The following is a 23,747-nucleotide window of genomic DNA, read 5'->3' on the forward strand; positions in this document are numbered from 1 at the left end:
GGGTCCTCCTTCTCGCTGTCCTTGCCGTGCGACGTAGGTTGGGACCGTGCCGCTGCCCCCGCTCGTCGAACCCGGTCCGCCGCTGACCCTCGACCAGCTCGCCCGCGCGAGCCGGCACCTGCTGCTCCCCGGGCTCGGCTCCGACGGCCAGCGTCGCCTGCGGGCCGCGCGCGTGTGCGTCGTCGGGGCCGGCGGTCTCGGGGCGCCCGTGCTGCAGTACCTCGCCGCGGCGGGCGTGGGGACCCTCGGGATCGTGGACGACGACGTCGTCGACGTCTCCAACCTGCAGCGCCAGGTCATCCACGGCACCGACGACGTCGGCCGGCCCAAGGTCGAGTCCGCGCGCGACGCGATCGCCGCGCTGGACCCGTCGATCGTGGTCGAGGTGCACCCGACGCGCCTGGCCGACGAGAACGTCGACGACGTCCTCGGCGGGTACGACCTCGTCGTCGACGGCACCGACAACTTCCCGACCCGCTACCTCGTCAACGACGCGTGCGTCCGCCTCGGCCTGCCCGAGGTGTGGGGCTCGGTGCTCCGGTTCGACGCCCAGACCACCGTCTTCTGGGGTCGCCCGCCCGCCGGCGTGCCGGCCGTGCAGCTGCGCGACCTGTTCCCGACGCCGCCGCCCGCCGACCAGGTGCCGTCGTGCGCGGAGGCCGGGGTGCTCGGGGCGTTGTGCGGGCAGGTCGGGTCCGTCATGGCGGTCGAGGCGGTCAAGCTCGTGACCGGGCTCGGGGAGCCGCTGCTCGGACGCGTGCTCGTGCTCGACGCGTTGCGGGGACGGTGGCAGGAGGTGCCGCTGCGGTCCGCGCCGGCGCGGTCGGCCGCTCCCGGGCCCGGGGCTGGGCAGCACGTCGCGGGCCCGCGCGACGTGTCGCCCTCGGCGCCGTCCGCCCATGCCTCGTCCGGGGTTTGGTCGTCGGGCGCTGGGTCGTCGGCTCCGGCTCCGCACCGCACCGATGTCTCCCGGGGACCCGGCGTCCCGCAGGTGACGGTGGACGAGCTCGCGGCCCTGCTCGCCGACGGCGACGTCTACCTCATCGACGTCCGCGAGCCCGCCGAGGCCGCTGCGGCGTCCATCCCGGGTGCGCGCCTCGTGCCGCTCGGGACCGTGCTCGACGGCTCGGCGCTCCCCGACCTGCCCCGCGATCGCGAGATCCTCGTGCACTGCGCCGTCGGCGCGCGGTCGCTCGTCGCGGCGCAGGTGCTGCGCGACGCCGGGTTCGACGCGACGAACGTCGAGGGCGGGATCGCCGCCTGGCTCGACGCCCGCTGAGGCCGACGAACCTGGGCGGCGGGCCGACGTCGAGGTGACCACAGCCCTGCACGGCAGGGCAGACCTGGTCCATGCCCTGAGGTCCCACACGCCGCGCCGCGCCGGAGTGCCAGGATCGTGCTGCCCGCCGCCGCGCGCGGGCCCCGAGGAGAGGATTTCCGTGCGACCGCTGGACGAGCACCGCGCCGCCGCACTGGCGCTCGCGCACGCGCTGCCCCCCGTCGAGGTCGGCCTCGACGACGCGTGGGGAGCGGTGCTCGCCGAGGATGTCCGCACCGACGGCCCCCTGCCGCGCTGGGACAACTCCGCGATGGACGGCTACGCGGTCCGTGCGGCGGACGTGGCTGGTGCGTCCGCGGACGCTCCCGTGGTCCTGCGGGTGGTGGCCGACCTGCCCGCCGGATCGTCGGCCGCCCCGTCGCTGCCAGTCGGCACCGCGGCCCGGATCATGACGGGCGCTCCCGTCCCGCCGGGCGCCGACGCGATCGTCCCGGTCGAGGTCACCGACGCGGGAACCACGACCGTCGAGGTCCGCGCGGCGTCTCCGCTCGGGGCGCACGTGCGACGCGCGGGAGAGGACGCCGTCGCGGGTGACCTCGTCGTCCCCGCCGGGACCCTGCTCGGTGCGGCCCACGTCTCGGCGCTCGCCTCCGTCTCCGCCGCGACCGTGCGCGTCCACCGGCGCCCGCGCGTGGCGGTGGTGTCGACCGGCGACGAGCTCGTCCCGCCCGGCACGCCGCTCGACCGGGGCCAGATCCCCGACTCCAACTCGTGGTTGCTCGCGGCGGCCGTCCGGGAGGCCGGTGGCGACCCCGTGCGCATCGGTCCCGTTGGCGACGACCCCGCGGACCTGCGGGTGCTGTTCGGCGAGCTCGACGGGACGGTCGACGCGATCGTCACGTCCGGCGGCGTCAGCGTCGGCGCGTACGACGTGGTGAAGGCCGCCCTCCGTGACGACCCGGGCGTCGAGTTCGTGCCCGTCGCGGTCCAGCCCGGGAAGCCTCAGGGGCTCGGCCGCCTGCCGGGCGGGACGCCCGTGTTCGCGCTGCCCGGGAACCCGGTGAGCTCGTTCGCGTCGTTCGAGATGTTCGTGCGGCCCGCCCTCCTCCGGATGCGCGGGCTGACCGACGTGCAGCGGCCGACCGTGGTCGCCCGGGCGGCCGAGGGGTGGCGCACACCGCCCGGACGCGCCCAGCTCATGCCCGTGCGGTGGGTGGCGGGCGCGTCGGAACCGACCGTCGTCCGGGCCACCGCGGGCGGGTCGGGGTCGCACCTCGTCACACGTCTCGCGCTCGCCGAGGGGCTCGCCGTGATCCCCGTCGACGTCGACGAGGTCCTCGTCGGCGACCTGCTGACCGTCCTGAAGGTGACCCCATGACGCAGCCGTTCACCCACCTCGACGCCGCCGGGCACGCCCGCATGGTCGACGTCACCGCCAAGCAGCCGACCGTCCGGTCGGCGCGCGCGTCGGGCCGGGTCGAGTGCGGACCGGACGTCGTCGCCGCGCTGCGCGACGGCACCGTGCCGAAGGGTGACGTCCTCGCGGTCGCGCGCGTCGCCGGCATCGCCGCCGCCAAGCGCACCCCCGAGCTCCTGCCGCTCGCGCACGTCATCGGCGTGCACGGAGTCGTCGTCGACCTCGACATCACCGACGAGGGCGTCGACATCTCCGCGACCGTCCGGACCGCGGACCGGACGGGCGTCGAGATGGAGGCCCTCACGGCTGTCGCCGTCACCGCGCTCGCCGTCGTCGACATGCTCAAGGGCCTCGACAAGTCGGTGCGCATCGCCGGCGTGCAGATCGAGGAGAAGACGGGCGGGAAGTCGGGCGACTGGCGGCGGGCGTGATGCCCTCCGACCGAGGGGCAACCCGCCCCGTGGCGTTCGACGCGATCGTCCTCGCGGGCGGTCGCGGCCGACGGCTGGTCGATGTCGTCGAAGGCACGGTGAAGCCTGAGGTGCTCGTCGGCGGGACCGCCCTGGTCGACCACGCGCTCGCCGCCGTCGCCGGGGCCCGCCGGGTCGTCCTGGTCGCTCCGCCGCAGGTCGCCCGCCCGGGTGTCGTGACCGTCCTCGAGGACCCGCCCGACGGCGGCCCCGTCGCCGGCCTCGCCGCGGGCCTCGCCGCCCTGCAGCCCGAGGCCGACGGTGACGCGCCCTCTCGGCCCGGTCGAGGCTCGACGGCCACATCGGAGGTCCCTCCGGGGTCGACGAGAGGCCCGCGACTCGTCGTCGTCCTCGCGTGCGACGTCCCGCACGCCGCCCGCGCTCTGCCCGCTCTCCTCGCCGCCGCGAGCGACCCGGCCGTGGACGGTGCCCGCCTGGTCAGCACCGGGGGCCGGCCGCAGCACCTCGTCGCCGCCTACGACCGATTGGCCCTGGACGCGGCCGTCGCCGCGCTCCCGTCCGTCCGTGACGCGGCGGTCCGTCGACTCGTCGAACCCTTGCACCTGGTCGACGTCCCCGACACCGTGGACGCCGCCGCGGACGCCGACACCTGGGACGACGTCGCCCGCCTCGACGACTCCCTCACCCGTGACACCATCGATCAGCGAACCCACGAGACGGACGGAGCACCCCATGAGTGAGGACCCCCGCCGCGCCCCCGGCGCCGACCTGCCCGCATGGGTGGCGCACGTCGCCGCGGAGCTCGGCGTCGACCCCGCGCTGGTCGACGTCGACCGGATCCTGGGCGTCTCGGGCGACGTCGCGCACTCCGTGGCCCGCCCGGCCGTCCCGGTGACGATGCTGATTGCGGGCATGGCGCTCGCGGCGGGCCGCACGGACGTGCTGGACGTCGTCGAGCGCGAGGCGCAGGCGTGGGTGGCCGAATGACGGTCACCGTCCGGTACTTCGCCGCCGCGGCCGAGGCAGCCGGCGTGGACACCGAGCAGGTCGACGCGGGGACCGCCGCCGAGGTCCGTGCACGCCTCGTCGCCCGCCACGGCGCCGGCCTCGACCACGTCCTCGACCGCTGCGCGCTGCTCGCCGACGGCACCCGCGTGGAGGCCGCCGACCTCGTCCCGGCCGGCGCGACCCTGGACGTCCTGCCCCCGTTCGCCGGCGGCTGACGGCCGCCTTCGGCGACGTCCTCGCCGGGTCCTCGCCGAGGCCTCGCCGGGCGAGTTCGACGAGATCAACACCGCGGTCGCGACGGGCGGCGATCGCACCAGCAGTGTTCGTCTCGCGCGATCTTCGCGGCGGTCGCTCCCGGGTGCCCGGCTTGACGGTTGTCCACAGATGCGCGGAACGACGCCCGAAGGTATGTCCAGGTTCGCTACCTTCGCCGACATGCGCATCAGGGGGACCGCCCGACGAGCCATCGTCGTGTCCGCAGCCACGGCGCTCGGAGCAGGGCTGATCGCAGGCTGCACGTCCGACCCGCCGACGACGTCCGAGCCGACCTTCTCGGGAACCCGGGCGACTTCCACGCCCTCACCGTCTGTGTCACCGACCGCCAACGTCCGGGTGAAGCCCGAACGACCGGACGCCTGGGACAACGTGAGCGTCGACGGCGCGATCGCCGTCGCGACGTACTTCATGGAGCTGTACGGCTACACGTACGCGACTGGCGACCTCGAGTCCTGGAATGGTCTGAGCCACCCTGACTGCGAGTTCTGCGCATCGACGCGCGACGGCGTCAATGACCTCTTGAGCGCGGGCCAGCTCCGAGACGGAGGCGCGGTCACAATCGCCGATCCATCGGCGCGTGAGATCTCACCTGGCGAGCTCTTCTCAGTCGATGTCGCGATGACGGAGGCTCCGGCAAGGGTCGTGAGCGTCTCGGGCAAGGCTCTGACCGACTGGGCGCCGGGCAGTCGCTACCAGACGAACGTCCTCGTGCTCCGGGACGCAAACCGATGGTGGATCCGCGGGGTGGACGCGTCGCCCGTCGCCGGCTCGTGACGCAGCTCCTCACGTCCGCCGCGGTCCTCGTGCTGACGCTCGCATTCGCGGTCGTCCCCGCAGGAAGTCGGGTCTCGATGGAGACGACATCACCGCCGAAGGTTCCGACCGTCGCGAGTGAGGCCAGAGACGACAACGTCGATCTCGTCGGCCGCTACGCGGAGCACGCGAAGAACAAGGCCGCGCACCCCGATCGGCCCGATGAGCCGAAGCTCATCGAGTACGAGCACGCCGAGCTGTGCAACGTCTCGTCCGCGACGTTGTCGTCGAGCATCGACGGCGAGTGTGACGCCCCGAACGGCACGGTCCCTCCGGTCGTCTGCCCCGACGGTGCGACGCCGGAGCTGCCGCTCTGGGTCCGCTACCGCCCGAACGCGCAGGCACCCTGGGGTCGTTGGCAGTTCCTGACGGGCGGCCGCTGCCCGGACAGCCCGGTGCCGGTGATGACGGGTGAGGACTTCCGACGTCTGCCCATCGCGCCGTCGTCGGTCCACATGCAGCCGGACCGTGGGTGGGTGCTGGTGAACATCGAGACGATCGTCTACACGGAGGCCGCCGAGCAGACGTTCCAGACCGAGCTGTTCGGCGTCCCGGTCGAGGTCGTGGCGACTCCGAGCCGGTTCGCCTGGGACTTCCACGACGGGAGCCGTGCGCTGACCACGACGGACCCGGGCCGGCCGTGGCCGGCGAAGGACGTCTTTCACGTGTACCAGCAGCCGATGACGACGCACCTGACATTGACGACCACCTGGTCGGGCCGCTTCCGGGTGGCGGGCGAGCAGGAGTGGCGCGACGTCGAGGGCACCGCGCAGACGTCGGCGGACTCGGCGCCCTTCGACGTCGTCGAGCGGCGCTCCCATCTCGTGCCGACAGACTGCCTGACCGACCCCACCCAGAAGGACTGCTGAACCGCGGTCCGTCGCCTGGTTCGACACTCCGGCTCGGTCGCCGCAGGGCAGCCTCGCGGATACTGAAGTCAGCCCGCCCTCAACCTCAGTTTATTGCCCACTCTGCTGTTAAACTGAGGTGGATCTCCATCGGACCTCAGTTTGTCGACAGGGAGGTGTGACGACCACGAGTCCGTTCGTCACACTCACGTGGACGCCCGTGGCGACCGACGGCCTGCCCCGCCGCTACACCCGCGCGGGAGAGTTCCAGGCGTACGTCCCCGAGCCGCTGACCGGCCGCGCCATCACCTTGCGCCCGGCGACGCGAGCGCTCGCCGAGGAGGCGGACGAGGCGGCACGCGCGGCCGTCGTGTCCGTGCGTCATGCGGGGCTCGGGCAGGTCGGCGACCTCCTCGTCCGGTCGGAAGCGTCGGCGTCGTCGCTCATCGAGGGCTACGAACCGACCGCGCGGTCGGTGGCGGTCGCCGACTTCGTCCGGCGTGGCCGTGACGCGGCGGTGACGGTCGCGCGGAACCTGCGAGCGGTGCGTGAGGCGCTCGCGAGGACGTCCGACCCGACGGTCTCCCTGGTGACCGAGACGTGCGACCTGCACGCCGTGATCGCCCCCGGCTCCGCCGGACTGCGCACGGAACCGGTGTGGATCGGCGGACGAACGCCGCTGGAGGCGCACTACAACGCACCGCCTCACGGCGAGGTCCGCGGACTTCTCGACGACCTCGACAGGTACCTCACGTCGCACCCGCACACGCCGGTCGTCGCCGCGGCGCTCGCCCACGCACAGTTCGAGACGATCCACCCGTTCACTGACGGCAACGGACGCGCCGGCCGGGTGCTGCTCGGCATGGTCCTGTGCCGCGACGGGCTCACTCCCGGCGTCACGCTGCCGGTCAGCGTCGAGCTGTTCCGTGACCGGGACCGGTACTACGCCGCGCTGGACGCCTATCGCCGTGGCGACGACGACGCGATCGTCGGGGTGGTCGCCGACGCCGTGTGGGTCGCCGCCGAGCAGGCGTTGCGACTCTCCGACGACGTCAGCGCCTGGCAGCGCCAGCAGACGGGCGTCCTCGATGCCCACCTGGCAGCGCGCTCGGCCAGCGGCCGCGTCCGCCACGGCACGGCTCACCGGATCATCGAGGCGCTTCCCGGTTCCCCGGTGCTGGACGCGGCATCCGTCGTCGCTGCGCACGGCGTCAGCGACAACGCGGCCCGCGCGGCGCTGGAGACCCTCGCCGACGCGGGTGTGCTCCGCCGTGACCGGAAGGCGGACCGGACCCGGACGGTCTACGTGGCGACCGACCTTCTCGATCTGGTCGCCGGCGCACTCCCACGCGTGCGGGACGAGGTCGACGACGCCTGACGCCTCGGCGCCGACGACCGCACCCGGGCGGACCGAGGAGTGCCGGACTGACGGCGACCCGGTTCAGCCGCCGATCGCGCTCATCGGCCGGCTGGGCTGCAGGAACGAAGGGTCGTCGATGTCGTGCCCGGCCTTCTTCCCGGCGAGGCACCGCCGGTAGGCGTCGGCGATCGCCGCGTCCACCTCGGACGCGGGCCCGTCAGCTCGCACGAGCGACCGCACGTCCGTCTCCCCCTGCGAGAACAGGCACGCGCGGAGCTGCCCGTCGGCGGTGAGCCGCAGCCGGTCGCACGACCCGCAGAACGGTGCGCTCACCGACGCGATCACCCCGACGGTCGCGGGCCCGCCGTCGACGGTCCACAGCTCGGCGGGTGCGGCACCGCGGCCGGGGACCTCGGTGAGCGTGAACTCGGCGTTGAGCCGCGACAGGATCTCGGCCTGCGTGACCATCTCGGTGCGGTCCCAGGTGTGACCGCCGTCGAGGGGCATCTGCTCGATGAACCGCATCTGGTACCCGCGGTCGACGGCGAACCGGGTGAGCGCGACGACCTCGTCGTCGTTGACGCCGCGCATGGCGACGGCGTTGAGCTTCACGGGCCGCAGCCCCGCGGCGTCGGCGGCCGCGATCCCGGCGAGCGTCTCGACGAGCCGGTCCCGTCGCGTCAGGGAGATGAACCGGGCCCGGTCGAGCGTGTCGAGGCTGATGTTCACGCGGGACAGCCCGGCGTCGCGCAGCGGCGAGGCGAGGGCCGGCAGGCGCAGGGCATTGGTCGTGAGCGACACCTCGGGGCTGCCGTGCGGACCCGTGAGCGCGGTCAGTCGTCGGACCACGTCGACCACGTCGACCCGGAGCAGCGGCTCGCCGCCCGTGAGGCGGATCTCGGTGATCCCGTTCTCCACGCCGACGCGGGCGACCTGCACGATCTCGTCGGTGGTGAGCATCGTCGAGCGGGCGAGCCACGGGACGCCGTCGGCGGGCATGCAGTACGTGCAGCGCAGCGAGCAGCGGTCCGTCAGCGAGATCCGCAGGTCGCGGTGCACCCGCCCGAACCGGTCGGTCAGGGTCATGCCATCCCCACCCATACGTGGCTCCCGTCCGCGAGGACCTCACGCTTCCACACCGGGAGCTCCGCCTTGACCCTCTCCACGAGTGTCCGGCAGACGTCGAAGGCGTGCGCGCGGTGCGCGGTCGACACGGCCGCCACGATCGCGGCCTCCCCGACGGCGAGGTGGCCGACCCGGTGGCTGACCGCGAGGCCGAGCACGTCGGGGTCGTCGGCGACCTCGGAGGCGATCCGCGTCAGCACGGCCGGGGCGTCCGGGTGGGCGCTGTAGTCGAGCGCCACCACCGTGCCGCTCACCGACGGGTCGTGGTCGCGCACGAGCCCGACGAACGTCGCGACCGCCCCGGCCCGCGGCCCGCTCACGTGTTCCACGTGAAACAGCAGGTCAAGCGGCATCTCGTCGATCCGGGCCAGAACGGTCATCAGTGGTCCCCTCCGCCGAGCTGGTCGAGCAGGTGGCCCACCAGCGGCAGCAGCACGTCCAGCCCCTCGACCACGCCACCCGGCGATCCGGGCAGGTTGACGACCACCGCACCAGATGCCGTGACGCCCGCGAGCCCACGAGACAGCACAGCCGTCGGCACGGACCGCGCACCCTCGCGGCGCAGCAGCTCCGCGATCCCCGGCAGCTCGCGGTCGAGCACCGGTCGCGTGCCCTCGGGTGTCCGGTCCCGCGGCCCGACACCGGTCCCGCCGGACGTGACGACGAGCCGCACGCCGTCGTCGAGCGCGGCGGTCAGAGCCGACGTCACGGACGACGCACCGTCCGGCACCACGACGGGCTCCGACACCGTGAACCCGGCGGCTCGCAGGCGATCGCACGCCGCCGGCCCCGAGCGGTCCTCGCGCACGCCCGCAGCCGACCTGTCGGACACGACGACCACGGTCGCGCGGGGTGCGGTGGACACCGCGCCAGGGTAACCACCGCCGCTCGCACGTTCTCACGGCGACCACCGTGGAAATCCCCGTCGACCCGCGACGACACCCGGATCCACGACCGGACGGCACCCGTGGCCCCGAACGGCCCAAGCGGATCGACGTGATCGCGCCGGCCGAGGCGGACGCGCGTCCGACCCGGGTACGCTGGCCCCACAACTCAACACGCTGCTCGAACCGCGACGGGAGAGCTCCCGCACCAGCACGACAGCGGGACGCCGAAGGAGCAACCCTCCCCGGGAATCTCTCAGGCCCCTGTACCGCCGTGGCGAGGCAACTCTGGAAAGTGGTCACCACCACGAAGCGACGGTGACCCACCGACGGTGCAAGTCGGCGCGCCCCGGGGCTCGAATCAAGGGCCATGGCGGACCGGCAAAACTCTCAGGTACGTGCGTACGCGCGGATGACAGAGCGGGGAGCCCCCACCCGTCCGTCCCGGCGTCCGCGCCGGGCGAGCCCCCGGAGCAGCTGTGACCGATCTCCACGACGTCCCGACGACGATCCCGGTGATCCCGCCGATCGGGCTGAACGGCACCGTCGACGCCCTCCCGTTCACGGCGGTCGAGCACACTCCCGCGGCACAGGACTTCGCCGACCGGCACATCGGTCCGCGCGGCGAGGAGACGGCTCGCATGCTGACGGCTGTCGGGTACGACAGCCTCGACGCGCTGGTCGACGCGGCGGTCCCGGCGTCGATCCGCTCCGAGCGCCCCCTGGACCTGCCGGCGGCGCGCTCCGAGGAGGAGGTCCTCGCCGACCTGCGGGTGATCGCGGGCCGCAACCGCGTGATGACGCAGATGATCGGCCAGGGCTACTCGGACACGATCACGCCCGCGGTGATCCGCCGGAACGTGCTGGAGTCGCCCGCCTGGTACACCGCGTACACGCCGTACCAGCCGGAGATCTCGCAGGGCCGGCTCGAGGCGCTGCTCAACTTCCAGACGATGGTCACGGACCTCACCGGTCTGGACATCGCGAACGCGAGCCTGCTCGACGAGGCCACCGCGGTCGCGGAGGCGGTCGCGCTCATGTGGCGTGCGCAGAAGAACAAGGACGGCACGGTCGTCCTGGACTCGGAGCTGTTCGGGCAGTCGATCGCGGTGACGGTCGGCCGGGCGGAGGCCATCGGCCTCCCGGTCGTCGTGGCCGACCTGTCCGACGGGCTGCCGGAGGTCGAGGGAACGCTTCTCGGTGTCGTCGTCCAGCAGGTCGGCGCGTCGGGCGTGGTCCGGGACCTGCGGCCCGTCATCGACGCGGCGAAGGAGCGCGGCGCGCTCGTGACGGTCGCGGCGGACCTGCTCGCCCTCACGCTGCTCACCAGCCCCGGCGAGCTGGGCGCCGACGTGTCGGTCGGGGCGGCGCAGCGGTTCGGCGTCCCGCTGTTCGCGGGCGGCCCGCACGCGGCGTTCATGGCGGTGCGCAACGGCCTCGAGCGGATGCTGCCCGGTCGCCTCGTCGGCGTCTCGGTCGACGCGGACGGCGCTCGCGCGTACCGGCTCGCGCTCCAGACGCGTGAGCAGCACATCCGTCGCGAGAAGGCGACGAGCAACATCTGCACCGCGCAGGCCCTGCTCGCGATCGTCGCGTCGATGTACGCGGTCTACCACGGGCCCGACGGGCTGCGGGCGATCGCCGAGCGCGTGCACAACCGGGCCGAGGCCATCGCGACCGTCCTGCGTGCCACCGGCGTGACCGTCACGCACGACCGCTTCTTCGACACGGTGCAGGCACACGTCCCCGGCAAGGCGCGTGCGGTCGTCGAGTCCGCCGCCCGCGGCGACATCAACCTGTGGGCCCCGGACGACGACCACGTGCAGATCGCGTGCGACGAGCGCACGTCCGACCAGCACGTCCTGACGATCGCCCTGGCGTTCGCCGACGCGGGTGCGACGAACGTCGAGCCCGACGAGGTCGGGGTCGAGGCCGTCGAGGCCACCGCGCTGCGAGCCGCGGCGGGTGCGCCCACCACCGCGCTGCCGAGCACGCTGCGCCGCACGACGCCGTACCTCACGCACCCCGTGTTCCACCTGCACCGCTCGGAGACGGCGATGCTGCGCTACCTGCGCCGCCTCTCCGACAAGGACCTCGCGCTCGACCGCACGATGATCCCGCTGGGCTCGTGCACGATGAAGCTCAACGCGACGGTCGAGATGGAGCCGATCTCGTGGCCGGGCTTCGCGAGCATCCACCCGTATGCGCCGGCCGACCAGACCGTCGGCTACGCCGAGCTCGTCACCGAGCTGCAGGAGTGGCTCGCCGAGATCACCGGGTACGCCGCCGTGTCGGTGCAGCCCAACGGCGGGTCGCAGGGTGAGTTCGCCGGGCTGCTGGCGATCCACGCGTACCACGCCGCGAACCACCGGGACGGTGACCCGGTCCGTGACATCTGCCTGATCCCAGCGTCGGCGCACGGCACCAACGCGGCCAGCGCGGCGCTCGCGGGCATGCGCGTCGTCGTGGTCGCGACGGCCGACGACGGGTCCGTGGATCTCGACGACCTGCGCGCGAAGCTCGACCAGCACGGGCCGCAGGTCGCCGCGATCATGATCACGTACCCCTCGACGCACGGCGTCTACGAGGAGGGCGTGCGCACGGTCTGCGACCTTGTACACGAGGCCGGTGGGCAGGTGTACATCGACGGTGCGAACCTCAACGCGCTGGTCGGGCTGGCGAAGCCGGGCGAGATCGGTGGCGACGTCAGCCACCTCAACCTGCACAAGACGTTCTGCATCCCGCACGGTGGCGGTGGCCCCGGCGTCGGCCCGGTGGCGGTCGCGGCGCACCTCGCTCCGTACCTGCCGGGCAACCCGACCCCCGGCGCCGCGAAGAACGCCGTCGCCCCCGTCTCCGCGGCCCCGTACGGCTCGGCCGGCATCCTCCCGATCTCGTGGGCGTACGTCGCCCTCATGGGTGCCGAGGGCCTGCGCGCCGCGACCGAGACCGCGGTCCTCGCCGCCAACTACCTGGCCGCGCGCCTGCGCGACCACTACCCGGTGCTGTACACGGGCCCGAACGGGCTGGTCGCGCACGAGTGCATCCTCGACCTCCGCGACATCACCAAGCGGACCGGGGTGACGGCCGAGGACGTCGCGAAGCGACTCATGGACTACGGCTTCCACGCCCCGACGCTGTCCTTCCCGGTCGCCGGCACGCTCATGGTCGAGCCGACCGAGAGCGAGGACCTCGGCGAGCTCGACCGGTTCGTCGACGCGCTGCTCGCGATCCGCGGCGAGATCGACGCGGTGGAGGCGGGCACGTGGGCCATCGAGGACTCCCCGCTGCGCAACGCCCCGCACACGGCCGCGAGCGTCACGTCCGACACGTGGGAGCACCCGTACGGCCGCGAGCTCGCCGCGTTCCCCGTGCCCGGCCTGCGCGCCGGGAAGTACTGGCCGCCCGTCCGCCGCATCGACGGCGCCCGCGGCGACCGGAACCTCATCTGCTCGTGCCCGCCCGTCGAGGCCTACGCCGAGTGAACGCCCAGCCCGCCACCGAGACAGGAGCCCCCGTGACCGAGGACGTCCGCTCCCCGCTGCACGACGAGCACGTCGCCCTGGGCGCCGCGCTGACGAGCTTCGCGGGCTGGCAGATGCCGCTGCGCTACACGTCCGACATCGCCGAGCACACCGCGGTCCGCACCGCCGCCGGCCTGTTCGACCTCTCCCACATGGGCGAGCTCGAGGTCACCGGTCCGCAGGCGGCCGCCGCGCTCGACGCGGCGCTGGTCGGCAACCTGTCGGCGCTCGCGCCGGGCCGTGCCCGCTACACGATGATCGTCGCGGAGGACGGCGGCGTGATCGACGACCTCGTCGTCTACCGCCTCGCCGACGAGCGGTTCGTCGTCGTCGCGAACGCGTCGAACGTGGCGGTCGTCCGCGACGCGCTGGAGCACCGGATCGCACCCTTCGACGCGACGCTCGACGACGCGTCCCTGCGCACCGCGCTCGTCGCCGTCCAGGGCCCGCGCGCGGAGGCGATCGTCACGTCGCTCACGGACCCCGGGCACGTCGACGCGGTCGCCGCGCTGAAGTACTACACCGCCACGCAGGCGACGGTCGCGGGCATCGACGCGCTCGTCGCGCGCACCGGCTACACGGGCGAGGACGGCTTCGAGCTGTTCGTCGACGCCGACCAGGCGCCGGCCCTGTGGCGTGCGCTCCTGGCCGCCGGCCAGCCGCACGGGCTCGTCCCGGCGGGCCTGTCGGCCCGTGACAGCCTCCGCCTGGAGGCCGGGATGCCCCTGTACGGCAACGAGCTCGACCGCACGACGACCCCGCACGACGCGGGCCTCGGCCGCGTGGTGAAGCTCGACAAGGTGGACGACGACGGCAGCCCGCTCCCGTTCGTCGGGCGTGCCGCGCTCGAGGCCCGCGCCGCCGCCGAGCCGACGCGCACGCTCGTCGGCCTGGAGGGCCTGGGTCGCAGGGCCGCCCGGCACGGCTACCCGGTCCTGGCGTCCGCCGAGGACGGCGCCGCCGTCGTCGGCACCGTGACCTCGGGCGCCCCGTCCCCGACGCTCGGCCACCCCGTCGCGATGGCGTACGTCGACCCGGCGCACGCCGAGCCCGGCACGGAGCTCGCCGTCGACGTCCGCGGCCGGCCCGAGCCGGTGCGCGTCGTCGCCCTTCCCTTCTACCGTCGTCCTCGTTGACGATCGTCCTCGTACCGCCGAGCCGCCGAGCACTGGAGCCCAGATGACCCTCCCCACGCACCTGCACTACACCGTCGAGCACGAGTGGCTCGAGGACGGCTCGCCCGCCACGGTCGGGATCACCTCCACCGCCGCCGACGCGCTCGGCGACATCGTCTACCTCGAGCTGCCCGCCGTCGGCGAGGAGCTCACCGCAGGGTCCGTCGTCGGCGAGATCGAGTCGACGAAGTCGGTCTCGGAGCTGTTCTCGCCCGTGACGGGGACGGTCGTCGAGGTCAACCAGGCCGCCGTCGACGACCCGTCGGTCGTCAACTCCGACCCCTTCGGCGCCGGGTGGCTCCTCAAGGTCGACGTGACCGGGACGGGCCCGCTCCTGACGGCCGACGAGTACGCCGCACAGTCCGAGGCGTGACGTAGGTCACTGTGCATATCGGATGATCCGGACAGGAGGTATCGGCCGGACGAGTGAACGTCACACGCCTGTAGCACACGGGATGTATCTCTCTGCCGATGGCTCGTTCATTGTGGGTGGCAGCGGGATCGGTTCCCACGAAGTTCGTGTTGACGAGATGACCAAACCGGCGTCATGAGGCCCGGGATGTCACCTCTCATCCGGTACGCCGCCCACAGCGGAGCCGGAGAAGACGGCATCCACGCGCAACCGGAGGACATGATGACCATGCTGGAGACGACTGGGACCGTCGGGACCGTGACCGAGGCGCTCACGCGCCGTGAGCGGGTGGTCCTGGCAGAGCTGGCCGAGGACGTGACGCTCGAGGAGATCGCCACGCGGCTGTTCGTGACGCGCAACACCGTGAAGTCGCAGGTGCGCAGCGTCTACCGGAAGATCGGTGTCTCCACCCGGGCCGAGGCCGTGGCCTGGGCCGTGGCGCACGGGATCCGCTGAGCTCTCTCCGACTCCTCCTGCCAGACTTCTCCGCGACGGCCCGGGCGACCGGGCCGTCGTCGCGCCGCGGGCGTGGACGCGGCGTCGACGGCGGCTGGCAGAATCACCGCATGACCGCACCCGTGCTCGTCGTGGCGGCCGCACTCGTCGACGACCTGGATGATCCGACGGTCCTTCTCGCTGCCCGCCGCGCCGTTCCGGCCCGGCTCGCGGGGCGGTGGGAGTTCCCCGGCGGCAAGGTGGACCCGGGCGAGACCCCGGAGGACGCGCTGCACCGTGAGATCCGTGAGGAGCTCGGCGTGCGGATCGCCCTGGGCGGTGAGCTCGTCGGCCCCGACGGCGGGGCGTGGTGGCTGTCCGACGGCTACGTGATGCGGCTGTGGCTCGCGGAGCTCGTCGAGGGGACGCCGGCACCGCTCGTCGAGCACGACGACCTGCGGTGGCTCCCGGTCGGCCAGTGGCTGGACGTGCCCTGGCTGGATGCGGACGTCCGCATCGTCGAGGCGCTGGCGGCGCGCGTGGCCGACGTCGTCATCGGCTGAACGCGCGCGGCCTCACCAGCGGTGGTTCGAGTTGCCCGAGCAGACGGAGCCGGTGCCCTTGCAGAGGGTGCACTCACCCTTCCAACGGATGCGGCCGGCGCCGTCGCACTTCGCGCACTGCTGGACTGCGGAGCTGCACTCCTCACACGTTGCCATCTCGGTGGCTCTCTTCCGTCGTACTTCGTTGGCGGACGCCGCTCGAGGTCGCGAGGGGTCCCCGCGTCCATGCGTCGTGACTGCATCATCGGCATCTGCGCCGCGAAGATGAGTCCGGACGGCGGCCCCGCCCGGGACCAAGGGCCGTGCAGGGGCAAGGGAGCGCTCTCATGTCCGGGATCGTCCCGTTCGTTCGCTCGACGGGTTTGCGAGATCACCCGTTCGGCGCAGGCCCCTGCGTGCGCGCGGTCTTGCCACCGTAGCCCGTCGGGCGGCCCGAGCACGTCCGCCGCGCGCGTGATTTCGCCGCACGACGAAGGCCCCGGCCGCATCGTGCAGCCGGGGCCTTCGTCGTCAGGACGGGGTCAGAGCGTCGCGCGCACCGCCTTGGTCGCCTCGATGATGTGCTCGAGCGACGGGGCGACCTCCTCGTAGCGGCGAGTCTTCAGGCCGCAGTCGGGGTTGACCCAGAGCTGGTCGACGGCGATCGCCTTGACGGCCTCGGTCAGGAGCTCCTCGACCTCGCCCTCGCTGGGGACACGCGGGGAGTGGATGTCGTAGACGCCCGGGCCGACGGCGCGCGGGTAGCCGGCCGCGTTGATGTCGCCGAGGATCTCCATCTTCGAGCGGGCCGCCTCGATGGACGTGACGTCCGCGTCGAGGCCGTCGATCGCACCGATGATCTCGCCGAACTCCGAGTAGCACAGGTGCGTGTGGATCTGCGTGTCGTCGCGGACGCCGGCCGTCGCGAGACGGAACGAGCGGACCGACCAGTCGAGGTAGGCCGCGTGGTCCTCCTCGCGCAGGGGGAGCAGCTCGCGCAGGGCGGGCTCGTCGACCTGGATGATCGCGATGCCGGCCGCCTCGAGGTCGTTGATCTCGTCGCGCAGGGCGAGGCCGACCTGGTTGGCGGTGTCGCCGAGCGGCTGGTCGTCGCGGACGAACGACCACGCGAGGATCGTCACCGGGCCGGTGAGCATGCCCTTGACGGGCTTCTCGGTGAGCGACTGCGTGTAGGTCGTCCACGCCACGGTGATCGGCGCCGGGCGGCTGACGTCGCCCCACAGGATCGACGGGCGCGTGCAGCGCGAGCCGTACGACTGGACCCAGCCGTTCTGCGTCACGGCGAACCCGTCGAGGTTCTCCGCGAAGTACTGCACCATGTCGTTGCGCTCGGGCTCGCCGTGCACGAGCACATCGAGGCCGATCTTCTCCTGCAGCTCGACGACGCGGCGGATCTCCGCCTTCATCTCGTCCTCGTACTGCTCGGCCGTGAGCTCGCCGCGGCCGAACGCGGCGCGGGCGACGCGGATCTCGGTGGTCTGCGGGAACGAGCCGATGGTCGTGGTGGGCAGCGGGGGCAGGTCGAGGCGCTTGGCCTGCTGCTCCTTGCGGTTCTCCCACGTGCCGCGGGTGAACGCGTCCTCCGTGAGGGCGGCGACGCGCGCGCGCACCTCGGGTCGGACCACGCCGGGGGCCGTCTTGCGGGAGTTCACCGCGTCCGTGGCGGCGAGGAGCTCCTCGTGGATCGCCTCGCGGCCCTCGGTCAGACCCTCGGCGAGCGTGACGACCTCGACGGTCTTCTGGTCGGCGAACGCGAGCCAGCTCTTCAGGGTCGCGTCGAGGTTCGGCTCGTCGGCCGTGTCGTGCGGGACGTGGAACAGCGACGTCGACGTGCCGACCGCGACGGCGGCGGCGCCGAGTCCCTCGAGCTGCTCGAGGATCTGCAGCTTCGCGTCGAGGTCGGCGCGCCAGATGTTGTGGCCGTCGATCACGCCGGCGACCAGCGTCTTCGTCTCCAGGCCCGGGACCTTCTCGGACGGCGCGTGACCGCGGACCAGGTCGATGCCGATCGCCTCGACGTCGGTGGCGGCGAGCACCGGGAGTGCCGGGCCGAGGTCGCCGTAGGGGGCGGCGACGAAGATCGCGGGGCGGTCGGTGAGCTCCGTGGCCAGGGCGCGGTACGCCTCGACGACGGCGGCGAGCAGCTGCTCGGCCGGCACCTCGATCGAGTCGGACACGAGGGCCGGCTCGTCGAGCTGCACCCACGTGGCGCCGGCGGCCTTGAGGTCGCGCAGCAGCTCGGCGTACACGGGCAGCAGGTCCTGCAGGCGGTCGATCGGCGCGAAGCCCTCCGGCGAACCCTCGGCGGCCTTGGCCAGCGCGAGGTACGTGACGGGGCCGACGATGACCGGGCGGGTCAGCACGCCGTCGGCCAGCGCCTCGGTGAACTCGCGGACCGGGCGGTCGCTCGCGTAGCGGAACGCGGTGTCGGGGCCGATCTCGGGGACCAGGTAGTGGTAGTTCGTGTCGAACCACTTCGTCATCTCGAGCGGCAGGTCGTCGCCGCGGCCGCGCGCCACCGTCGAGTAGCCCGCGAGGTCGAGACGACCGTTCTCGTCGACCAGGTCCGCGAAGCGGGCCGGCACGGCACCGACCACGGCCGACGCGTCGAGCACGTGGTCGTAGAACGAGAACGCGCTCGGGATCGCGGCGTCCTTCGTGCTCAGGCCGAGCTCGGCGAGGCGCGTGCGGGTGCGACGACGCAGGTCGGCGGCGACGGCCTCGACCTCGTCCGCGGTGGAGCGGCCGGCCCAGAACGACTCGATGGCCTTCTTGAGCTCACGGCGCGGCCCGATGCGGGGGTAGCCCAGGACGGAGCCGGCGGGGAACGTGGGGGTGCTGGTCATGGTGTGAGGGTCCCTCAGAGGTCGGTCGTGGACGGAATCGCGTGACGGGGGGACCGTGCCCCGCCGTCGAGGTCGGCGCCCTCGAGCAGGTCGAGCGCGGCGTGGTGCTGGTTGTACGTGTAGATGTGGACGCCGGGCGCGCCGCCGTCGAGGACGCCCTGCACCAGGTCGACGCTGGCGCGGATGCCCCGGCGGTGCCGGTCGAGCTCGTCGTCCGCGGCGCCCAGCAGGTCCAGCAGCGACGAGGGCACGGGCACGCCGGTGAGCTCCTGCACGCGCAGCAGCCGGGCCGGGTCGGTGGTCGGGATGATGCCCGGGATGATGGGGATGGTGACGCCCGCGTCACGCGCCTCGGCGACGAGGCCCAGGTAGGCGTCGGCCTCGAAGAACACCTGGGTGATCGCGAAGTCGGCGCCGGCCTCCTGCTTGGCGAGCAGGCTCGCGACGTCCTGAGCGCGAGTGCCGCCGGTCGCAGCGTTGCCGCGCGGGAACGCAGCGACGGCCACGGACAGCGGTCGGACCCGGGAGCGCATCGCCTGCGAGGGGCTGTGGGCGCAGCGCTCCTGCTCGAGCGTGCGGAGCAGCTCGACGAGCTCGCTCGCGGTGTGCAGCCCGTCCGGGTGCGGCTGCCAGTCGGTCTGGTCCGCGGGCGGGTCGCCGCGCAGGGCGAGGAACGAGCGGACGCCCTCGTCGAGGAACTCCTCGACGATCGTCGTGATCTCCGCACGCGACGTCCCGACGCAGGTCAGGTGCGCGATCGGGTTGAGCGACGTCTCGCGCAGCAGCCGCCGGACGAGCTGGCGGGTGGTCGTCCGCGTCTTGCCGCCCGCCCCGTACGTGACGGACACGAAGTCGGGGTGCGCGGCCTCGAGCGCCTGGATCGTCGCCCACAGGCGCGGCGCGGCGTCGGGGTTCCGCGGCGGGAACAGCTCGAACGACACCGTCGGACGGTCGACCGCGGCCCGCGGGCGCGGTGACTCGGCGACGTGGACGCCGGGCACGCGTTCGCTCGCCGTCGCGGCGCTCACCGGTGACACCGGTGGGTGCAGGATCGGGGGTCGCGCACGGACATGTCTCACTCCATCGACCCTGGCGGAAGCACCCACACCCTCGCCGGGGAGGGGGGTTGCTGCGGCGTCGTCGAGCCAGGTCTCTCGGCCGCTCTGGATGGTTGCGCCGATGCTACGGTCGGGCCCACATGGTGAGCAACCATGTTCGCTAGGTGAGACGCGGCTGTCCGGTGCGTGTCGGCACCCGGCGACCACCGTCCGGCTCCACGATATCGGCGTCCCGACGGCACCCATCGGCAGGAATCAGGTCGCCTGGCGGTGGGGCGTCCGGGAGAGGATGGGCGCATGTCAGCCACGGTCCAGGTGAAGGGTGTCAGCGCGGGGTTCGGGGACCGGGAGCTGTTCTCAGGCGTCGACCTCGTCGTCGCGCCGGGAGACGTCGTCGGGCTCGTGGGGCCGAACGGCGCCGGCAAGTCGACCCTGCTGCGGATCCTCGGCGGTCACAGAGCGCCGGACGCCGGTGCGGTCGCGGTGTCGCCGCCGCAGGCTCAGCTCGGGTACCTCGCGCAGGAGATCGAGCGCATCCCCGGGGAGTCGGTGCGCGAGCACCTCGGCCGGCGCACGGGGGTCACGCCCGCGCACGAGGCCATGGACGCGGCCGCGCACGCGCTCGCGGACGGGGCACCGGGGGCTGACGACACCTACGCCGACGCCCTCGAGCGCTGGCTCGCGCTGGGCGGTGCCGACCTCGACGCGCGTCTGGGCACCGTCACCGACGACCTGGGCCTGACCGTCGACCTCGACCTCCCCATGACCGCGCTGTCCGGCGGGCAGGCGGCGCGCGTCGGGTTGGCGGCGCTGCTGCTGTCCCGGTACGACGTGTTCCTGCTCGACGAGCCGACGAACGACCTCGACGCCGACGGACTGGAGGTCCTGGAGGACTTCGTGCGGCGGGCCGAGGCGCCGATCGTGCTCGTCAGCCACGACCGCGAGTTCCTGTCCCGGACGGTGACGGCGGTCGTCGAGATCGACCGTAGCCTGCAGAAGGTCACGACGTACGGCGGGTCGTACGACTCCTACCTGGAGGAGCGGTCGATCGCGCGTCGGCGGGCGCGCGAGGCGTACGACGACTACGCCGGGAGGCTGTCCGACCTGCAGGCCCGCGCCCGCATGCAGAGGGCGTGGATGGAGAAGGGCGTGCGCAACGCGCGCCGCAAGGCGACCGACCCCGACAAGCACGTCAAGCACTTCCGCGGCGAGACGTCGGAGAAGCAGGCCGCCAAGGCCCGACAGACCGAGAACCTCATCAACCGGCTCGAGGTCGTCGAGGAGCCGCGCAAGGAGTGGCAGCTGCAGCTGACCATCGCGTCCGGACCGCGGTCCGGCGACGTGGTCGCCGTCGCGCGGGCGGCGTCGGTGACCCGCGGCGACTTCACGCTCGGGCCCGTCGACCTGCAGCTCGACCGGCAGGACCGGGTCGCCGTCACCGGGCCGAACGGGTCGGGGAAGACCACGCTGCTCGCGCTGCTGCTCGGCCGGCTCACGCCGACGACCGGCTCGGTGTCGCTCGGGTCGGGCGTGCTGGTCGGCGAGGTGGACCAGGCACGTCGGGCGTTCGAGGGGCCGGAGTCGCTCGTCGACGCGTTCGCGCACGAGGTCCCCGACTGGCCGACCGCCGACGTGCGGACCCTGCTCGCCAAGTTCGGGCTCGGCGGCGACCACGTGCACCGGCCCGCGGCCTCGCAGTCGCCCGGTGAGCGGACCCGGGCGGCGCTCGCGCTGCTGCAGGCCCGCGGGGTCAACCTGCTCGTGCTCGACGAGCCGACGAACCACCTCGACCTGCCCGCGATCGAGCAGCTCGAGCAGGCGCTCGACGCGTTCGACGGCACGATCTTGCTGGTCACGCACGACCGCCGGATGCTCGACACCGTCCGGCTGACGCGCCGGTGGCACGTCGAGGACGGTCGCGTCACGGAGGTCACGCCCGACTGAACACAGCCGCCCGCGGCCGTGAGCGTCAGGCCGGCAGCGGCTTGCGCCAGTCCACGTTCCGTACGGCGATGCGCTGACGGGTGTCGCCGCTCCAGTCGACCTGTATCCCCTCGGCGGTGAGGGCGTCGGCGACGAGCCGGTCAGCGGGTGCGGCGGTTGTTGAGCGAGCCGGCCGGGCGGGTGCGGTTGCGCTGGGTCGGCACGTCGAACCACGAGTTGGGGTTCCCGGCGGGCACGGCGTCCAGCCCCTCCCGCACGGCGGCCAGGATCAAGGCGTCGGGGTCCGTCGGGACCCGCAGGGCGTCCTCGGCCGCACGGATGGCGTCGAGTCGCCCCTCAGGCTCGGGCATCTCGCTCATAAGGGGGGACTGTAGTCGGGGTGCTCTGATCTGCCGAGATGCCGCCGAGCGCTTCACCCAGCGGGTCACCCCGTGGGAGTAGCCACCCGGGAGGGCTCGGAGCCGTCGGCGAGGGCCACCGGGCAGGTGGCCAGGTGGTCGTCGACGAGCCCGCACGCCTGCATCGCCGCGTACGCCGTCGTGGGCCCGACGAAGCGGAAGCCGAGCGACTTCATCTCCTTGGCGAGGGCCTTCGACTCGGGCGTCGAGGCCGGGACGTCGACCCACGTGGCGGGCCGGGGATGGTCCGCGCGGTCGGGTGCGTGGGACCAGACGAGCTCGTCGAGCGTGCGGCCAGAGGCGTGCAACGCCCGCAGCGCGCGCGCGTTGGCGATGGTCGCATCGATCTTCGCGCGGTTGCGGACGATGCCCGCGTCGGCCATGAGGCGTGCGACGTCGTCGTCCCCGTACTCCGCGACGACCTCGGGGTCGAAGTCGGCGAACGCCTCCCGGAACGCCGGCCGCTTGCGCAGCACCGTGATCCACGCGAGGCCCGACTGGAACCCCTCGAGGGCGAACCGTTCGAACAGGGCGTGCTCGTCGTGGACGGGCTTGCCCCACTCCTCGTCGTGGTACTGCTCGTAGAGCGGGTTGCCGTCGCCGAAGCAGCGGCCGGTCGTCGTGGTCATGGGGCGAGTCTGCCCGGCACGTCCGACAGCGGAGCCGTCGCGCCGTCGTCCCGTGGACCGGGCGTCAGAGCGGCGGGCTGTGGGCGGTTCGCGGACCCTACGGAATCGCCGGAACCCGCCTGACCGGCCCGCTCGACCAACCGCTCGATGCCGTCCAGCAGCAGCCGCATCCCGAACCCCAACGCCTCGTCGTCGGCCGGCACGGGGGACACGTCGAACGCCCCTGCGTCGACCGCCCGGAGCAGGGCCGGGTGCGCGGCGTGGTCGGCCAGCAGCCGGATCACGTCGCCCATCTCGGCGACGTCGTCGTCCGTCGTCGCGCGCCTGCGCTCACCCATCGCGGCCACGAGGCGAAGCTCCTCGAGCATGTGGCTCGACACCGCGCCGACGGCCTGCACCTTGTCCGCCTCGGTCAGGGTGACGTCGGACAGCGCCTCGAGCATGGCCTCCATCCACGTGAGCCGGTTGGGGCCGAGCGTGTGCAGCACGGACGACGTCTGCGCCATCCACGGGTGCGCGCGCAGCACCGGCTGCGACAACGTGATGAGCAGCTCGAGCCGAGCCCGCCAGTCGCCCACCTCAGGACCCACGGCCGGTGCACGGCCGCCGGCGCGGTCCGTCATGAGCGCGAGGACCTCGTCCTTCGAGGACACGTACCGGTAGAGCGACATGGTCGTGAAGCCGAGCGACTCGGCGAGCCGGGCCATCGAGACGGCACCGAGCCCCTCGGCGTCGGCGAGCGCGATGGCGGCGTCGGCGATCTGCTCGAGCGTGAGGCCGGGGCGCGGACCTCGTCGGGCGGGTTCCGGGGTGCGCCACAGGACGGCGATGTCGGCGGGCAGCCCGGTGAGGTCGGCGGCAGGAGCCGACGAGCCGTCCTGCTCGGCGCGCTGCGCCTGCCGGCGGGCGTTCTCGGCCTCGCGGGCGGCCCGCTGCTGGGCCAGCGCGGCCGCACGCTGGGCCTTCTCGGCCTCGCGGAGCGCTCGGCCCGCCTCTCGGGCGGCGTCGCGCGCCGCGCGCTCGCGCTCGGACCGGCGCCGCTCGGCCTCCTTGACGAGCTCCTGCTCGGCCCGTTCGCGCTCGCGAAGGATGTTCTGCTCGGCCGTCGCCAGGTCGCGCTCGCGGCGCTCGGTGTCCTGCCGGCGGCGGGCCTCGTCACGCTCGGCGTCGCGGGCGGCCTTCTCGCGGGCCTTCTCGGCCTTCTCCTCCTCGCGTCTGGCCAGGCGTTCGGCCTTCTCGCGGTCGCGACGCAGCGCGTCGGCCTCCCGCCGGGCGTCCGGGTCCTGCTGCTCGTCCACGCGAACCTCCTTGACGGCCGATCC

23 protein-coding genes and 2 riboswitches are annotated in these 23,747 nt (G+C 73.3%); of the genes, 15 read left to right on the forward strand and 8 right to left on the reverse strand.

Going from position 1 to position 23,747, the window contains the following annotated elements; all coding sequences use genetic code 11:
* Window positions 1-46: 46 nt before the first annotated feature.
* The 9 genes from moeB to J7523_RS14390 all read left to right on the forward strand — a co-directional run bounded on the left by moeB (window position 47) and on the right by J7523_RS14390 (window position 7,450).
* A complete protein-coding gene (moeB, locus tag J7523_RS14350; protein ID WP_291887912.1) occupies window positions 47-1,279 on the forward strand; it encodes a molybdopterin-synthase adenylyltransferase MoeB in 1,233 nt (410 codons plus the stop codon).
* A gap of 160 nt (window positions 1,280-1,439) precedes the next feature.
* Entirely contained in the window at window positions 1,440-2,657 is a 1,218-nt protein-coding gene (gene glp, locus J7523_RS14355) for a gephyrin-like molybdotransferase Glp (protein WP_291887915.1), read from the forward strand.
* Complete coding sequence (gene moaC, locus J7523_RS14360; RefSeq protein ID WP_291887917.1) at window positions 2,654-3,127, forward strand: cyclic pyranopterin monophosphate synthase MoaC; 474 nt, start codon at window positions 2,654-2,656, stop codon at window positions 3,125-3,127. Before glp ends, moaC begins: the two co-directional genes overlap by 4 nt.
* A 29-nt stretch (window positions 3,128-3,156) precedes the next feature.
* A complete protein-coding gene (locus J7523_RS14365; RefSeq protein WP_291887920.1) occupies window positions 3,157-3,867 on the forward strand; it encodes an NTP transferase domain-containing protein in 711 nt (236 codons plus the stop codon).
* Entirely contained in the window at window positions 3,860-4,114 is a 255-nt protein-coding gene (locus tag J7523_RS14370; RefSeq protein WP_291887923.1) for a DUF6457 domain-containing protein, read from the forward strand. Before J7523_RS14365 ends, J7523_RS14370 begins: the two co-directional genes overlap by 8 nt.
* Entirely contained in the window at window positions 4,111-4,350 is a 240-nt protein-coding gene (locus J7523_RS14375) for a MoaD/ThiS family protein (RefSeq protein ID WP_291887926.1), read from the forward strand. The genes J7523_RS14370 and J7523_RS14375 overlap by 4 nt, the downstream gene beginning before the upstream one ends.
* Window positions 4,351-4,570: 220 nt before the next feature.
* Window positions 4,571-5,185: a DUF6318 family protein gene (locus tag J7523_RS14380; protein WP_291887929.1), complete on the forward strand. Its 615-nt coding sequence runs from the start codon at window positions 4,571-4,573 to the stop codon at window positions 5,183-5,185.
* Window positions 5,182-6,093, forward strand: a complete 912-nt coding sequence (locus tag J7523_RS14385; protein WP_291887932.1) for a hypothetical protein — start codon at window positions 5,182-5,184, stop codon at window positions 6,091-6,093. Before J7523_RS14380 ends, J7523_RS14385 begins: the two co-directional genes overlap by 4 nt.
* Window positions 6,094-6,250: 157 nt before the next feature.
* A complete protein-coding gene (locus J7523_RS14390; protein WP_291887934.1) occupies window positions 6,251-7,450 on the forward strand; it encodes a Fic family protein in 1,200 nt (399 codons plus the stop codon).
* A gap of 63 nt (window positions 7,451-7,513) precedes the next feature.
* On the opposite strand, the gene moaA is transcribed toward J7523_RS14390, so the two are convergent.
* Genes moaA through J7523_RS14405 form a run of 3 tightly spaced genes read right to left on the reverse strand, consistent with a single transcriptional unit; the run spans window position 7,514 to window position 9,422 of the window.
* Window positions 7,514-8,518, reverse strand: a complete 1,005-nt coding sequence (moaA, locus tag J7523_RS14395; RefSeq protein ID WP_291887936.1) for a GTP 3',8-cyclase MoaA — start codon at window positions 8,516-8,518, stop codon at window positions 7,514-7,516.
* The gene (locus J7523_RS14400; protein WP_291887938.1) at window positions 8,515-8,937 is read right to left on the reverse strand and encodes a molybdenum cofactor biosynthesis protein MoaE; all 423 of its coding nucleotides are present in this window, start codon (window positions 8,935-8,937) and stop codon (window positions 8,515-8,517) included. The genes moaA and J7523_RS14400 overlap by 4 nt, the downstream gene beginning before the upstream one ends.
* Complete coding sequence (locus tag J7523_RS14405) at window positions 8,937-9,422, reverse strand: MogA/MoaB family molybdenum cofactor biosynthesis protein (protein WP_291887940.1); 486 nt, start codon at window positions 9,420-9,422, stop codon at window positions 8,937-8,939. Before J7523_RS14405 ends, J7523_RS14400 begins: the two co-directional genes overlap by 1 nt.
* Before the next feature lie 201 nt (window positions 9,423-9,623).
* Window positions 9,624-9,723, forward strand: a riboswitch (glycine riboswitch).
* 329 nt (window positions 9,724-10,052) lie between these two features.
* Here J7523_RS14405 and gcvP point away from each other — a divergent pair.
* The 5 genes from gcvP to J7523_RS14430 all read left to right on the forward strand — a co-directional run bounded on the left by gcvP (window position 10,053) and on the right by J7523_RS14430 (window position 15,550).
* A complete protein-coding gene (gene gcvP / locus J7523_RS14410) occupies window positions 10,053-12,926 on the forward strand; it encodes an aminomethyl-transferring glycine dehydrogenase (protein ID WP_291887987.1) in 2,874 nt (957 codons plus the stop codon).
* A gap of 32 nt (window positions 12,927-12,958) precedes the next feature.
* Window positions 12,959-14,101, forward strand: a complete 1,143-nt coding sequence (gene gcvT / locus J7523_RS14415; RefSeq protein WP_291887942.1) for a glycine cleavage system aminomethyltransferase GcvT — start codon at window positions 12,959-12,961, stop codon at window positions 14,099-14,101.
* Window positions 14,102-14,144: 43 nt separating this feature from the next.
* On the forward strand, window positions 14,145-14,513 hold the full coding sequence (gcvH, locus tag J7523_RS14420) for a glycine cleavage system protein GcvH (RefSeq protein ID WP_291887944.1): 369 nt from the start codon (window positions 14,145-14,147) through the stop codon (window positions 14,511-14,513).
* Between the two features lie 261 nt (window positions 14,514-14,774).
* Entirely contained in the window at window positions 14,775-15,008 is a 234-nt protein-coding gene (locus tag J7523_RS14425) for a helix-turn-helix transcriptional regulator (RefSeq protein ID WP_291887946.1), read from the forward strand.
* A 110-nt stretch (window positions 15,009-15,118) separates the two neighbouring features.
* Window positions 15,119-15,550, forward strand: a complete 432-nt coding sequence (locus tag J7523_RS14430) for a (deoxy)nucleoside triphosphate pyrophosphohydrolase (RefSeq protein WP_291887947.1) — start codon at window positions 15,119-15,121, stop codon at window positions 15,548-15,550.
* A gap of 521 nt (window positions 15,551-16,071) precedes the next feature.
* Here the strand turns inward: J7523_RS14430 and metE are convergent.
* Together metE and J7523_RS14440 are read right to left on the reverse strand one after the other, a co-directional pair.
* Window positions 16,072-18,396, reverse strand: coding sequence for a 5-methyltetrahydropteroyltriglutamate--homocysteine S-methyltransferase (gene metE, locus J7523_RS14435; RefSeq protein ID WP_291887949.1), 2,325 nt, complete (start codon window positions 18,394-18,396; stop codon window positions 16,072-16,074).
* Between the two features lie 14 nt (window positions 18,397-18,410).
* A complete protein-coding gene (locus J7523_RS14440; RefSeq protein WP_291887952.1) occupies window positions 18,411-19,424 on the reverse strand; it encodes a methylenetetrahydrofolate reductase in 1,014 nt (337 codons plus the stop codon).
* A 49-nt stretch (window positions 19,425-19,473) separates the two neighbouring features.
* Window positions 19,474-19,570, reverse strand: a riboswitch (SAM riboswitch).
* A 181-nt stretch (window positions 19,571-19,751) separates the two neighbouring features.
* On the opposite strand from J7523_RS14440, the gene J7523_RS14445 reads away from it, so the two are divergent.
* Window positions 19,752-21,398, forward strand: coding sequence for an ABC-F family ATP-binding cassette domain-containing protein (locus J7523_RS14445; RefSeq protein ID WP_291887955.1), 1,647 nt, complete (start codon window positions 19,752-19,754; stop codon window positions 21,396-21,398).
* Between the two features lie 140 nt (window positions 21,399-21,538).
* Here J7523_RS14445 and J7523_RS14450 read toward each other — a convergent pair whose 3' ends face one another.
* The 3 genes from J7523_RS14450 to J7523_RS14460 all read right to left on the reverse strand — a co-directional run bounded on the left by J7523_RS14450 (window position 21,539) and on the right by J7523_RS14460 (window position 23,723).
* Window positions 21,539-21,757 (reverse strand): hypothetical protein, encoded by a 219-nt coding sequence (locus J7523_RS14450; RefSeq protein ID WP_291887958.1) that lies wholly within the window; start codon window positions 21,755-21,757, stop codon window positions 21,539-21,541.
* Between the two features lie 65 nt (window positions 21,758-21,822).
* A complete protein-coding gene (locus tag J7523_RS14455) occupies window positions 21,823-22,425 on the reverse strand; it encodes a DNA-3-methyladenine glycosylase I (RefSeq protein WP_291887959.1) in 603 nt (200 codons plus the stop codon).
* Window positions 22,422-23,723 (reverse strand): TetR/AcrR family transcriptional regulator C-terminal domain-containing protein, encoded by a 1,302-nt coding sequence (locus J7523_RS14460; protein WP_291887962.1) that lies wholly within the window; start codon window positions 23,721-23,723, stop codon window positions 22,422-22,424. The genes J7523_RS14455 and J7523_RS14460 overlap by 4 nt, the downstream gene beginning before the upstream one ends.
* Between the last annotated feature and the right edge of the window lie 24 nt (window positions 23,724-23,747).

It is taken from the genome of Cellulomonas sp. (genome assembly GCF_017744555.1).
GTDB lineage: Bacteria > Actinomycetota > Actinomycetes > Actinomycetales > Cellulomonadaceae > Cellulomonas.

What these genes read in the sequence shown, in the direction of transcription:
- J7523_RS14455 (WP_291887959.1), bottom strand. Translation starts at nt 22,425, where the DNA reads ATGACCACGACGACCGGCCGCTGCTTCGGCGACGGCAACCCGCTCTAC.
- moaA (WP_291887936.1), bottom strand. Translation starts at nt 8,518, where the DNA reads ATGACCCTGACCGACCGGTTCGGGCGGGTGCACCGCGACCTGCGGATC.
- J7523_RS14375 (WP_291887926.1), top strand. Translation starts at nt 4,111, where the DNA reads ATGACGGTCACCGTCCGGTACTTCGCCGCCGCGGCCGAGGCAGCCGGC.
- J7523_RS14370 (WP_291887923.1), top strand. Translation starts at nt 3,860, where the DNA reads ATGAGTGAGGACCCCCGCCGCGCCCCCGGCGCCGACCTGCCCGCATGG.
- J7523_RS14425 (WP_291887946.1), top strand. Translation starts at nt 14,775, where the DNA reads ATGACCATGCTGGAGACGACTGGGACCGTCGGGACCGTGACCGAGGCG.
- gcvH (WP_291887944.1), top strand. Translation starts at nt 14,145, where the DNA reads ATGACCCTCCCCACGCACCTGCACTACACCGTCGAGCACGAGTGGCTC.
- J7523_RS14450 (WP_291887958.1), bottom strand. Translation starts at nt 21,757, where the DNA reads ATGAGCGAGATGCCCGAGCCTGAGGGGCGACTCGACGCCATCCGTGCG.
- J7523_RS14445 (WP_291887955.1), top strand. Translation starts at nt 19,752, where the DNA reads ATGTCAGCCACGGTCCAGGTGAAGGGTGTCAGCGCGGGGTTCGGGGAC.
- J7523_RS14380 (WP_291887929.1), top strand. Translation starts at nt 4,571, where the DNA reads ATGCGCATCAGGGGGACCGCCCGACGAGCCATCGTCGTGTCCGCAGCC.
- J7523_RS14430 (WP_291887947.1), top strand. Translation starts at nt 15,119, where the DNA reads ATGACCGCACCCGTGCTCGTCGTGGCGGCCGCACTCGTCGACGACCTG.
- moaC (WP_291887917.1), top strand. Translation starts at nt 2,654, where the DNA reads ATGACGCAGCCGTTCACCCACCTCGACGCCGCCGGGCACGCCCGCATG.
- metE (WP_291887949.1), bottom strand. Translation starts at nt 18,396, where the DNA reads ATGACCAGCACCCCCACGTTCCCCGCCGGCTCCGTCCTGGGCTACCCC.
- J7523_RS14400 (WP_291887938.1), bottom strand. Translation starts at nt 8,937, where the DNA reads ATGACCGTTCTGGCCCGGATCGACGAGATGCCGCTTGACCTGCTGTTT.